General features: G+C 42.9%; 13 protein-coding genes. 12 read left to right on the forward strand and 1 reads right to left on the reverse strand.

Features of this window, described 5'->3' with window-relative positions; all coding sequences use genetic code 11:
* Positions 1-133 precede the first annotated feature (133 nt).
* From U5K72_13130 to U5K72_13170, 9 genes are all read left to right on the forward strand, one after another.
* Positions 134-598, forward strand: coding sequence for an Rrf2 family transcriptional regulator (locus U5K72_13130; GenBank protein ID MDZ7719752.1), 465 nt, complete (start codon positions 134-136; stop codon positions 596-598).
* Positions 598-3,060 carry a heavy metal translocating P-type ATPase metal-binding domain-containing protein gene (locus tag U5K72_13135; protein ID MDZ7719753.1) on the forward strand — a complete coding sequence of 821 codons (2,463 nt, stop codon included), beginning with the start codon at positions 598-600 and terminating at the stop codon, positions 3,058-3,060. The genes U5K72_13130 and U5K72_13135 overlap by 1 nt, the downstream gene beginning before the upstream one ends.
* Before the next feature lie 5 nt (positions 3,061-3,065).
* On the forward strand, positions 3,066-3,236 hold the full coding sequence (ccoS, locus tag U5K72_13140) for a cbb3-type cytochrome oxidase assembly protein CcoS (protein ID MDZ7719754.1): 171 nt from the start codon (positions 3,066-3,068) through the stop codon (positions 3,234-3,236).
* The gene (ccoN, locus tag U5K72_13145) at positions 3,236-5,434 is read left to right on the forward strand and encodes a cytochrome-c oxidase, cbb3-type subunit I (protein ID MDZ7719755.1); all 2,199 of its coding nucleotides are present in this window, start codon (positions 3,236-3,238) and stop codon (positions 5,432-5,434) included. Before ccoS ends, ccoN begins: the two co-directional genes overlap by 1 nt.
* Before the next feature lie 3 nt (positions 5,435-5,437).
* Positions 5,438-5,626 (forward strand): cbb3-type cytochrome c oxidase subunit 3, encoded by a 189-nt coding sequence (locus U5K72_13150; protein MDZ7719756.1) that lies wholly within the window; start codon positions 5,438-5,440, stop codon positions 5,624-5,626.
* On the forward strand, positions 5,623-6,228 hold the full coding sequence (locus tag U5K72_13155; GenBank protein ID MDZ7719757.1) for a cbb3-type cytochrome c oxidase N-terminal domain-containing protein: 606 nt from the start codon (positions 5,623-5,625) through the stop codon (positions 6,226-6,228). The genes U5K72_13150 and U5K72_13155 overlap by 4 nt, the downstream gene beginning before the upstream one ends.
* An 80-nt stretch (positions 6,229-6,308) precedes the next feature.
* Entirely contained in the window at positions 6,309-7,781 is a 1,473-nt protein-coding gene (ccoG, locus tag U5K72_13160; protein ID MDZ7719758.1) for a cytochrome c oxidase accessory protein CcoG, read from the forward strand.
* Positions 7,782-7,785: 4 nt separating this feature from the next.
* Positions 7,786-8,235: a FixH family protein gene (locus tag U5K72_13165; GenBank protein ID MDZ7719759.1), complete on the forward strand. Its 450-nt coding sequence runs from the start codon at positions 7,786-7,788 to the stop codon at positions 8,233-8,235.
* A 5-nt stretch (positions 8,236-8,240) separates the two neighbouring features.
* Positions 8,241-8,909: a sulfite exporter TauE/SafE family protein gene (locus U5K72_13170; protein MDZ7719760.1), complete on the forward strand. Its 669-nt coding sequence runs from the start codon at positions 8,241-8,243 to the stop codon at positions 8,907-8,909.
* Here the strand turns inward: U5K72_13170 and U5K72_13175 are convergent, their stop codons facing one another.
* A complete protein-coding gene (locus tag U5K72_13175) occupies positions 8,910-9,605 on the reverse strand; it encodes a YjjG family noncanonical pyrimidine nucleotidase (GenBank protein ID MDZ7719761.1) in 696 nt (231 codons plus the stop codon). It abuts the gene before it with no gap.
* 262 nt (positions 9,606-9,867) lie between these two features.
* Here U5K72_13175 and U5K72_13180 point away from each other — a divergent pair, with 262 nt between their 5' ends.
* From U5K72_13180 to U5K72_13190, 3 genes are all read left to right on the forward strand, one after another.
* Positions 9,868-10,455, forward strand: a complete 588-nt coding sequence (locus U5K72_13180; GenBank protein ID MDZ7719762.1) for a LemA family protein — start codon at positions 9,868-9,870, stop codon at positions 10,453-10,455.
* Positions 10,456-10,467: 12 nt separating this feature from the next.
* Positions 10,468-10,920, forward strand: a complete 453-nt coding sequence (locus U5K72_13185) for a TPM domain-containing protein (GenBank protein ID MDZ7719763.1) — start codon at positions 10,468-10,470, stop codon at positions 10,918-10,920.
* Positions 10,883-11,624 (forward strand): TPM domain-containing protein (locus tag U5K72_13190; GenBank protein ID MDZ7719764.1); only part of this gene is annotated, 742 nt, incomplete at its 3' end. The genes U5K72_13185 and U5K72_13190, both read left to right, overlap by 38 nt.

Below are 11,624 nucleotides of genomic sequence, written 5' to 3' on the forward strand. Positions count from 1 at the left end.
AAATCTTCTGAGGTGGATTTTTTATCCAGTTTAGACTCCATCTAAAATTTAACTTCATATTGATTGTAATTTAAAATCAGCTTAAAATCTAACCTCGATATTAGAATATAGATATGTAAATTCGATTTACTTTATGAGACTCATTTCTCAGGGTGCTCAATATGCCATTTCAGCCATTATTGCGATCTCAAAACATACTGAAGAGGGTGCTGTTTCTGCCTCGTATCTATCCAAATCACTTGATTGCCCCACGGCTTATCTCTCTCAGATTTTAGCCAAATTGAAAGAACCTGGTATTTTAAATTCCAGAAGAGGAATTAATGGAGGTGTCTATTTGGCAAAACCGATTGAAGAGATCAGTATGTTGGATGTTATCGCCGCAATTGACGGCACCGAGTTTTTTGACAGGTGCTTTATGGGAATAGATGGATGCGGAAAAATTGAGCCCTGTCCTTTTCATGAATTCTGGTCTGAAGAACGAAAGAAAATTGAGCAATGGCTACAGGATACAACCTTCAAAGAAATTGACGGCAAAATGACTCAAGTTTGGTTCGATCTTCGTTTGCAATTTTCAAATGGAGTTCCGTCTTTAAACTGATGAAAGAAGCGAAATCGACCTTATCGAGAGATCTTTGCTTTCACTGCGGAGAATTATGCAAAGAGCCTTCTATACAGTTAGAGGACAAGTATTTCTGCTGTACCGGATGCAAGACAGCTTACCAGATATTGGACAAAAGTGGACTTTGCAGTTATTACGACCTGGAATCTCATCCCGGAGTTAATTTAAAATCTTCAAAAGAACGGGCCCGGTTTGATTACCTCGAAGATCAGGAAGTGATAGAACGCATATCCGATTTTCAAAACAAGACACAGCTATCCGTTACACTCTACATTCCAAATATTCACTGTACCTCTTGTGTATGGCTGCTTGAAAATTTACAAAAACTGGATGAGGGTGTCCTTCAAACAACGGTAAACTTTATGAGAAGAGAACTTTCACTTCTCATTGATACGGAAGATACATCTCTCAGAAATGTTGTTGAGCAACTCACTACCATTGGCTATGAGCCTGAAATTCGGCTCGACAAACTGGATGCAAAAACATCCAAATCTCATCAAAACCGATCGTTATGGTTAAAGCTGGGGGTTGCCGGTTTTGCTTTTGGCAATATCATGTTGTTCAGCTTTCCTGATTATTTGGATCTTTCCGGCAGTGGAGTGGGAAATAATTTTCAGATTTTCTTCGGCGCACTCAATATCATCCTGGCCCTGCCGGTTTTGTTGTACAGCAGTATTGATTATCTGAAGTCAGCATTTGCGGCATTGAGTCAGCGCGGAGTCAATCTCGATGTGCCTATTTCGATTGGTATTGTGGCTCTGTTCAGCAGAAGTGTATATGAGATTGTGACCGGCATTGGAACAGGATATATGGACTCTTTTACCGGGCTGATATTCTTTCTGCTGATTGGAAAACTCATTCAAAAGAAAACATTCAATCGCCTCTCATTCGATCGTGATTATAGATCGTATCTGCCGATTGCAGTTAACTCAATTGATTCATTCGGAACCGAAAAATCTGTCTCCCTGGATAAATTAAAACCCGGTTTTGAAATTCGCTTACGAAATCAGGAGTTGGTTCCCTGCGATTCTGTGCTCCTCTCTGAAAAAGCCTTTGTTGATTACAGCTTTATTACGGGAGAATCCGATCCTCAGCAAGTAAATAAAGGGGAAACAGTATTTGCCGGTGCTCGTCTTACGGGAACATCCGCAGCTCTTCGAACTGAAGAAGAGGTTGAAAACAGTTATCTGACTAAACTTTGGAATCATGAAGCGTTCACCAATACAGATAAGGAACTGAAGCTTACCAGTTTTGCAGATCGTATCAGCCCCTATTTTACGGTTTCGGTTTTGGGAATATCTGCACTTGCCGGGATGTACTGGCTTTCGGCTGCGGGGATGGAGATGGCCTTATCCGTTTTTACCGCCGTTTTGATTATTGCGTGTCCCTGTGCACTCGCGCTTTCTACCCCATTCACACTTGGTTCTGCCCTGAATATCCTGTCGATGAATGGCCTGTTTGTGAAGAATCATCTGCTGTTGGAAAACCTGTCTAAAGCTACCTCTGTTGTGTTCGATAAAACCGGGACACTGACCAACAGGCAGGATAAAAAAATTGAATATAAAGGCGATGAACTCTCAGAAGAGCAAAAAAGAAACATTCTTTCTGCGTGCCAACAATCCATTCACCCTGTAAGCCGAAGAATTGTTGAGTCCCTGATCGATGAAATTAAAGATACAACCCAACCCGATAGTTTTTTTGAGGCATCCGGCAAGGGAATTTTTGCTGCATTTGATAACAGCATGATCTGCATCGGTTCACGAAAATTTATTTCAGAACAGACGAATATATCCATTTCGGATATTCCGATACCTGAGTTCGATGGCACCACCGCACACCTTGCAATTGATGGCAAGTATTTTGGCTATTTCTGTTTCAAAGCCGGACTTCGGGATGGAATTGCCAGTCTGCTAAAGTCTATGAAGAGTAAATTTCAAACGTTCCTGATCTCTGGTGATAATGAAAGTCAGCGTGATGAATTTGCCGGACTTTTTGGAATGCAGGAATCACTTCTTTTTAATAAATCTCCTGAGGAGAAACTGGAATTTATCAACCAATTACAGAAGGATAATCAAAAAATTGTAATGGTCGGGGACGGCTTAAATGATGCAGGAGCTCTGAAACAGAGTGATTTTGGAATTGCTCTTTCCGATGATATCAGCTCCTTCTCCCCTGCCTGTGATGCCATTTTAGAGGGTGATTCATTAAAGAAATTGAGTGAGTTTATCTCATTTTCGCAGGCTTGTATGAACATCATTATTGCAAGTTTTGTGCTATCACTATTGTATAATACCATTGGACTGGGATTTGCTATAACCGGTCATTTGTCGCCATTAGTTGCGGCGATTTTAATGCCGCTTAGCTCTGTCAGCGTGATGGTTTTTACATTTTTAACGACTCGCTATAAAGCAAACAAACTGGACCTTGCCATATGGAAGTAATTTTTATGCTTATCGGTTTCAGTTTATTCGTCGCAATTGTATTCCTGCTGCTTTTTTTCTGGGCAGTACGGAGCGGTCAGTTCGATGACCAATACACTCCCTCCATACGAATACTTTTCGACGAAAAGAATTCTGAACAAAAACAAACAACTAACAACAAAAATCGGGATGAGTAATGTCATCATTAGATACCTTTCATTACGATAACGAGATAGTCCGAAAATTTGGGATAGCCACTCTCCTTTGGGGGATGATCGGATTTATCGTTGGACTTACAATCGCACTAAAATTAATATTTCCGGAGTTTCTCGGCTTTATACCGGAGCTTTCTTACGGGCGGCTTCGCCCCCTGCATACCAATGCAGTAATCTTTGCTTTTGCCGGTAATGCCATTTTCTACGGAGTTTATTATTCACTTCCACGACTTTGTAAAACACCCATGTGGAATGAAACACTCAGCAAGATCCACTTCTGGGGCTGGCAGGCAATTATTACCTCTGCTGTGTTAACCCTTCCCTTTGGGTTCAACACAAGCAAAGAATATGCTGAGCTGGAATGGCCCATTGATATTGCTATTGCTTTGATCTGGGTTGCATTCGGTGTGAACATGATCATGACGATCATGAAGCGTCGTGAAAAGCACATTTATGTAGCCATTTGGTTTTACATTGCTACATTCGTCACCGTTGCCGTTCTTCATATTGTTAACTCTTTTGAAGTACCCGCTACACTTCTGAAGAGTTATCCTATTTATGCCGGGGTGCAGGATGCTTTGGTACAGTGGTGGTATGGCCATAATGCCGTTGCGTTCTTCCTGACCACTCCCTTCCTGGGAATCATGTACTATTTCATTCCCAAAGCGGCAAATCGCCCGATTTTCTCCTATCGTTTATCCATCGTTCACTTCTGGTCGCTGATCTTTATCTATATCTGGGCGGGTCCTCATCACTTGTTGTATACATCTCTTCCGGGATGGGCTCAGGCGCTGGGAACCGTATTCAGTATCATGCTGATCGCGCCAAGCTGGGGTGGTATGTTAAATGGGTTGTTAACCCTGCGTGGAGCATGGGACCGGGTTCGGGAAGATCCCGTATTGAAATTTTTAGTTGTCGGAGTAACCGCATACGGTATGGTAACGTTTGAGGGGCCGATGCTCTCTCTTGCTAATGTAAATGCCGTTGCACATTATTCCGATTACATTATTGGCCACGTACATAATGGCGCACTGCTTTGGAATGGTGGTCTCACTTTTGCAATGCTCTATTACATCACACCGAAGATTTATAAGACCAAGCTCTACTCAATAAAATTGGCAAACGTTCACTTTTGGTTTGCTACGCTTGGAGCCATCTTTTATGTAATTCCCATGTACTGGGGCGGTATTACACAAAGTTTGATGTGGAAAGAGTTCACTACTGAAGGACTTCTTCAGTATCCTAACTTTCTTGAAACTGTAACCCAGATCATCCCGATGTATGCTCTCCGGGCAGTCGGCGGGACTCTCTTTATTATCGGCGCGGTCATTGGCAGTTACAACATCTTTAAGACCTCACGGCAGGGATCACTTGTGAAGCTGCAAGCGGACGAAGCACAACCTATGATTAATCCTGCAGAGGGACACAATGAATCTTGGCACAGGCGCCTGGAATCTCGTCCCGTGCAATTCTCAGCGATTGTACTGGTGGTTATCCTGATTGGAGGAATTATCGAATATGTGCCAACTACATTGGTTGAATCGAATGTTCCGACTATTGAAAGCGTGAAGCCTTATACACCACTGGAAATTGAGGGACGCGACATCTACATCGCTGAAGGATGTAACAACTGCCACTCTCAGATGATACGCCCCTTCCGTTCTGAAACCGAACGATATGGTGAATATTCAAAAGCGGGAGAGTTTGTGTACGATCACCCATTCCTTTGGGGCTCGAAACGTACCGGTCCCGACCTTCATCGAATCGGCGGTAAATATCCCGATTCATGGCACGTACGGCATATGTACGATCCAACATCCACATCTCCCGGTTCCATTATGCCGGCCTATACCTGGTTATATACTCAGGATATGGATAAAGAAAGTATTCCAAACCGAATTAATGCTTTAAGAACTGTGGGAGTACCCTACGCTGAAGGGTATGAAGATATTGCCATCCGGGATCTTGAAGCTCAAGCTGAACAGATCACACAGGGACTTCGCGAAAATGGGTTCGATGAGATTGATGGAATACAGATCACATCTGATTCGAAAATCATTGCCATAATTGCATATATGCAACGGCTGGGTATCGACATTAAGGGAGAGAACAACCCCTGGGAAGATCTTCCTTCAAGCAATCAGCTTCAGGCGAACTATAAAACACAACAGGAGAAGTAAGCCATGTATAAAAATGTATTACGCGCAATTGAAGATATTGGAATCTATCCAAGTATCTCGCTGATCCTGTTTTTTACCTTTTTTGTAATCATGGTGATTTACCTGATCAAAAAGGGAAAACATTACTGGGATGATGCAGCACAACTTCCCCTGGAAGACGACAAGATGAACTATAATCAATCGGATCAATGAAAGTATTAGACGACGAGAAGGATCTGCTACTCGATCATGAGTACGACGGAATCAAAGAACTTGATAACCACATGCCTGGTTGGTGGCTCTGGCTGTTTTACTTTACCATAGCCTGGGGAGCCGGATACATGGTATATTACTATATGCTGGGTGGCCCATCACAAGAAGAGCTATATGAAATGGAAATGGCAGCGGCCGAAGAACAGTATAATCTGGACGAGGCCGGTGGCGCACCCTCTGAAGAAGCAGCCAACTTTACATGGGCCTATCTCGATGATGAAGAGCGAATTGCCGAAGGAAAGGAGATCTACATGAGCTCTACAAATCTCTGTTTTACCTGCCACGGGAATAACGGAGAGGGGCTCGTAGGCCCTAATCTTACCGATAATCTTTGGATTCATGGTTGTTCACCCCAAGAGATAGCCAATAGTATCTCCCAGGGATTTCCTGACAGAGGAATGCTGCCCTATGGGAACGGCACTCCTCTGCCTAATGAACAAGTGCAAAGTTTAATCAGCTATGTTGCATCTCTCCAGGGAACTGAACCTTCAGGTGCTAAGGCTCCTGAGATGGACCGGGCAGAACCTTGTACTATTGAATAAAAGAAGTTTTAAAACGAAAGTTACTGCAATAAATATTCGTTTATTACTGTTGTAGAGATCTAAATCAAGAGCTACAGATCATGGCATCCATAGAAGAAGACAAAAGAATCAATAAGAAACAGTTCCGTGATCATCTCTCGACTGTAAATGAAGAGGGTAAACGGAACTGGATCTATCCTAAAAAGCCAAGCGGCAGATACTATAAAGCACGTAACTTTGTGGCAGTTCTATTGCTGGCTTTTTTCTTCGCAGGCCCTTTTATCACCATCAACGGGAATCCTCTGTTATTAATTGACATACTGAACCGTAAGTTTATCATATTTGGTGTTGCCTTTTGGCCTCAGGATTTGCATTTGTTGGTTTTTGGCATGCTGGCATTCATTCTTTTTATCGTTGTATTTACGGCTATTTTTGGAAGACTTTTCTGTGGCTGGGCCTGTCCTCAAACCATTTTTATGGAGATGGTTTTCAGGCGGATTGAATATTGGATTGAAGGAGATGCAGCTGCTCAAATCCGGCTCAACAGAAAGCCCTGGAATTTTGAAAAGATCTGGAAAAAGACTACAAAACACGGCGTTTTCTTCGCAATGGCTTTTGTGATTTCGAATCTCTTCCTGGCGTATATCATCGGGAAAGATCAGCTATTTCAGATAATAACAGATCCCCCATCCGAACATCTGGCCGGCCTTTCTGCGATGATTGTATTCAGCGGGGTTTTCTACGGTGTATTTGCCTTTATGAGGGAGCAGGTTTGTCATTTTGTTTGTCCCTATGGACGGATGCAATCCGTGATGCTGGACAATAACTCTATAAATGTAATGTATGATTACAAACGCGGAGAAACACGAGCCAGTGTAAAGGACCGATACAAACTTAAAAACCGTAAAGCCACCCTCGAAGATTTAGGGTTCAGTGCAGATGAATCGTTTGGAGATTGCATTGATTGCTATCAATGCGTAAAAGTTTGCCCGATGGGAATTGACATCAGAAATGGAACCCAGCTCGAATGTGTGCACTGTACTGCCTGTATTGATGCCTGTGATGATGTCATGGAGAAAATCAATAAACCTCGCGGCTTAATTCGCTACTCCTCTGAAAATGCTATACGGGATGAAAAGCAAAAAATTCTGACTCCGCGCGTAGCAGGCTACTCCAGTATTTTGCTGATTCTCTTAATTACATTTGTAACCATGCTCACTCTCCGGCCTGATACGGAGACAACCATTCTCAGGGAACCCGGCACATTATACCAGGAACTTCCTGATAATATGTACAGTAATATTTATAACCTGAAAGTTCTGAATAAAACGTTCGAAGATATCAGTTTTGAACTCAAACTGGAGCATCCTGAAGGTGAGGTCGTCTCGCTTGGAGATGTAGAAAGTGTTCCAGCACAAAATTCGGCGGAAGGCCGCTTATTAATCAAACTCTCAGAACAAAATCTTTCCGGGGCACAAACAGAACTTACCTTTGGGGTTTATTCAAATGGCGAGAAAATTGAAACAATAACATCGGGATTTTTAGGTCCCTCGAATAATAATAGTAGTCAGTAAGCTTATGAAAAAGTTTAACTGGGGAAACGGAATTTTTTTGGCCGTCACCCTTTTTATAATTGCTACACTCAGTGTTGTTAGTTACATCATCTCGCTTGATTTTTACCTCGTTTCAAATAATCATTATGAAGAGGGTGTAAAATACCAGGAAACCATTGATAACAAGACTCGGGCAGCAAATCTTGAGAATCCTGTGATTGTTCTATTTGACGAAGGAACCACCTCCATCAAACTAATTTTTCCCGATGAGGTTCTTGGCGACTCCCTTTCCGGCAACATCACCTTTTATCGCCCCAATAACCCAAACCTGGATAAAAAATATAATCTGAGCCTGAATACAGAAGGACTACAAACCATTCCGGTGGGTGATTTTGAAAAAGGGCGCTGGAGATTATCTGTTGAATGGGAAGCTGATTCGCTTACCTATCTTGAAGAGAAAAATATATTCATTTAACTGCTATGGAACTCTGGACCGGATTTACATTAGGCCTGCTGGGCAGCTTCCACTGCGTTGGCATGTGCGGCCCCATTGCCCTGGCCATTCCGGGGGATAACCGATCTCCGGAGGCTCTCTTCTTAAGGGGAGTTTTATATAACTTTGGCCGTATTTTTACATATGCAGGCATTGGAGCCATCTTTGGACTTTTGGGAATGGGGGCAACCATTGCCGGTTATCAACACATTCTGTCCATCACTCTTGGAGTTTTAATCATTGTGTTTGCTCTTTTCCCGCATATAAAACTGCCCGGTAAAGTAAATTCTTTGTACACTACTTTTACCCAAAAGCTTACCAAAACTATTTCCGGACTCTATAAAGCAAAATCCAATTTTTCGTCTTTTTTTATTGGATTATTAAATGGGTTCCTGCCTTGTGGATTTGTTGTTACCGCGTTGGCTGCAGCTTTAATCACATCATCCATTTTTCACAGTGCCGCTTATATGGCTTTATTTGGATTGGGGACTCTGCCAGTGATGTTAATGCTGAATATGGCTCCCGGATTTATCACACCTAAACTGCGATCTAAGTTACGGCCATTTTCTACCTATTTTGCTATCATCATCGGGTTGATACTCATTTGGCGAGGATACTCCATGATGAGCGGTGGACACATGATGATGCACGGATAGCTAAAGGTCCATCTGTTTCAATAGTTCATCAAAATTATCAAAGATAAAATCGGCCGTTTGCCCCTCTTCAATATCCCCATTCAAAGCCGTAAACCAAGCCGTTGTCCAACCGGCATTCCTTCCGCCGATAATATCTGATGTGTACGAATCACCTACATACAAAATTGATTCGCGATCAACCCCTGCTCTCTCTGTAGCAACATCAAACACTCTTTGATGAGGTTTCATCACCCCGATCTCTTCCGTAATCACAAAAAGATTTGTGTATTGATCGAGACCCATTTTATCAATTTTCATCTGTTGTGTTTCAAGAAACCCGTTCGTTACAATCCCTAATGGATAATCCTTGCTAACCCTGTCCAAAGCCTCTTTTGCACCATTCACCCAACTCCAGTGATTTCGATAAAACTCCATATAGTCAGTCCCGATCTCTTCGCTTCGATCCGTCGGAAGTTCAAGCTCAACCATTGAATCATGAAAACGCAAATGCTGAAGCTGATGCCGGTCAATTTCACCTTCCTGGTACTGTAGCCAGAGCTTATGGTTAATCGATTTATAAGTACTCAGCCAGTCATCCAGCGAGACTTTCCGGAGTTCAGGTGTTGATTCATACAGATCGTTGTGAGCACCCGACTCTGCTGAATCGTGATTGAGAAGTGTGTTATCAAGATCAAAAAATACAAATTTTGGATTCATTTACTGATGTTTCTTTAAAAAGTAATTTAACGTGTGTTTAGGATAATAGTATTCAACAATAATTCGGTCATCGTGAGATCCCTAATGATACATGTTATACACTCAATTATCAGAAAAAATCTAAAGGGATTTCTTTGATATTGATGTTATCTTCGATCATCTTTACAAGATATTAATGTTTCCCGGATAATTGGAATTGAACCCTTCTGTGGGATCTTTCGTATATTTGGGACGTTTTTAATCATCAAAAAAATTTAATTCTATGAATGTAAAAGTATGGATTGCAATCGGGGTAGCCATTCTTCTTGCCCTGTATGGTATCAGTGTAAATAACAGCCTGGTTGAACAGGAAGAGGAGGTAAACCAAGCCTGGGCACAGGTCGAAAACCAATATCAGCGACGAGCGGATTTAGTTCCGAACCTGGTTAATACCGTTCAGGGTGCCGCTAATTTTGAACAAGAAACTCTGACCAATGTAATTGAGGCAAGAAGTCGTGCCACATCGATCAATGTGGACCCCAGTCAGTTGAGTAATGAATCAACGATACGCCAATTTGAACAAGTTCAGGGACAACTTGGCAATGCACTTTCCAGGCTCTTGGTAAGTGTTGAACGCTATCCTGAGTTGACAGCCACACAAAATTTCAGGGATCTTCAGAACCAGCTGGAAGGTACGGAAAACCGAATTGCCACCGAACGGATGCGGTTCAACCAAGCCGCACAGCAGTACAATACTTCACTCAGGCGTTTCCCTACCAGCGTAGTTGCCGGTATGTTGGGTTTTGAACGTAAATATTATTTTGAAGCCACCGAGGGTGCCGAAAATGCACCGGAAGTTTCATTTGATTAAACAAAACTGATTATGCCAGCCAGAACATTTTTATCAGAGCAAGACGAAGAGAACATTGTAAAGGCAATTGCCGACGCCGAAGAGTACACCACCGGTGAGATTCGGGTCCATATCGAAGCCAAATGTAAAAAAGATCCTGTTGAGCGTGCTAAAACTATCTTCGGGAAGCTTGATATGCATGAAACCGATGCCCGAAATGGGGTGATTCTGTACATCGCCACGAAAGATCGAAAAGTTTCTATTTTTGGTGATGAGGGGATCAGCCGTCAGGTCGAGGATAATTTTTGGCATGATGAAATCGATAAACTGATCGGTGAATTTAAACAGGGAAATTTTGAGCAAGGCATCGAATCTGTTGTCAGGGATATCGGCGATAAATTAAAGAAATTCTTCCCAAGCGACGGAGCCGACCCTAATGAATTGGATAATGAAATTACATACAAGGATAACAGGGATGATGAATAAACCCATGTTGACCCGCCTAAAAATAGTTCTTCTTACACTTCTCATTGCAACACCAATCTCTGCTCAGGATTTCCCTTCGCCGACCGGGCATGTGAACGATTTCGCAAATCTTTTAGAGCAGCGAGAAGTTCAAAATCTTGAAAGCAAACTACAAACCTATCGCGATACCACCTCCAACGTAATTGCTATCGCCATCGTAGAAAGCTTGCAGGGATTGCCGCGTCAAGAAGTTGCCACCACCATCTTTAATGAATGGCGAATGTGGGAAGGCGATCGCCAAAATGGGGTGTTGATTTTAGTGGCCCCCAACGAACGGGAGATGCAGATTGAAGTTGGCTATGGCCTTGAAGGTGCTATAACCGATCTGCAGGCCGGGCGCATTGTGGATGAGATCATGCGACCCAATTTCCAGGAGGGTAATTTCTACACCGGTTTGCAACGCGCAACAACCGTTTTAATGCAGCTTGGTGCCGGCGAATATGATGCTGTTGACAGAGCCACCGAAGATTCCGGTAATTTCAGCTTCATTGTATTGATCATCATTTTCATCGTTATCTACACACTGGTTCGTGCAAGTTCTGGTGGCGGAGGAGGCGGTAAAAGAAGCCGGCATACACTCGGCTCAGGCGGAGTTGTCTGGGGTGGCGGTGGATTCAGTGGTGGCAGCTCCGGCGGCGGAGGATTTGGCGGCTTCAGCGGCGGAG

Source organism: Balneolaceae bacterium (genome assembly GCA_034521495.1).
Taxonomy (GTDB): Bacteria; Bacteroidota; Rhodothermia; order Balneolales; family Balneolaceae; genus Rhodohalobacter.

Bases quoted from the DNA above. Each gene is read 5' to 3' on its own strand.
- U5K72_13185 (MDZ7719763.1), top strand. From the start codon at position 10,468: ATGCCAGCCAGAACATTTTTATCAGAGCAAGACGAAGAGAACATTGTA.
- U5K72_13135 (MDZ7719753.1), top strand. From the start codon at position 598: ATGAAAGAAGCGAAATCGACCTTATCGAGAGATCTTTGCTTTCACTGC.
- U5K72_13150 (MDZ7719756.1), top strand. From the start codon at position 5,438: ATGTATAAAAATGTATTACGCGCAATTGAAGATATTGGAATCTATCCA.
- ccoG (MDZ7719758.1), top strand. From the start codon at position 6,309: ATGGCATCCATAGAAGAAGACAAAAGAATCAATAAGAAACAGTTCCGT.
- U5K72_13175 (MDZ7719761.1), bottom strand. From the start codon at position 9,605: ATGAATCCAAAATTTGTATTTTTTGATCTTGATAACACACTTCTCAAT.
- U5K72_13170 (MDZ7719760.1), top strand. From the start codon at position 8,241: ATGGAACTCTGGACCGGATTTACATTAGGCCTGCTGGGCAGCTTCCAC.
- U5K72_13130 (MDZ7719752.1), top strand. From the start codon at position 134: ATGAGACTCATTTCTCAGGGTGCTCAATATGCCATTTCAGCCATTATT.
- U5K72_13165 (MDZ7719759.1), top strand. From the start codon at position 7,786: ATGAAAAAGTTTAACTGGGGAAACGGAATTTTTTTGGCCGTCACCCTT.
- ccoN (MDZ7719755.1), top strand. From the start codon at position 3,236: ATGTCATCATTAGATACCTTTCATTACGATAACGAGATAGTCCGAAAA.
- ccoS (MDZ7719754.1), top strand. From the start codon at position 3,066: ATGCTTATCGGTTTCAGTTTATTCGTCGCAATTGTATTCCTGCTGCTT.
- U5K72_13155 (MDZ7719757.1), top strand. From the start codon at position 5,623: ATGAAAGTATTAGACGACGAGAAGGATCTGCTACTCGATCATGAGTAC.
- U5K72_13180 (MDZ7719762.1), top strand. From the start codon at position 9,868: ATGAATGTAAAAGTATGGATTGCAATCGGGGTAGCCATTCTTCTTGCC.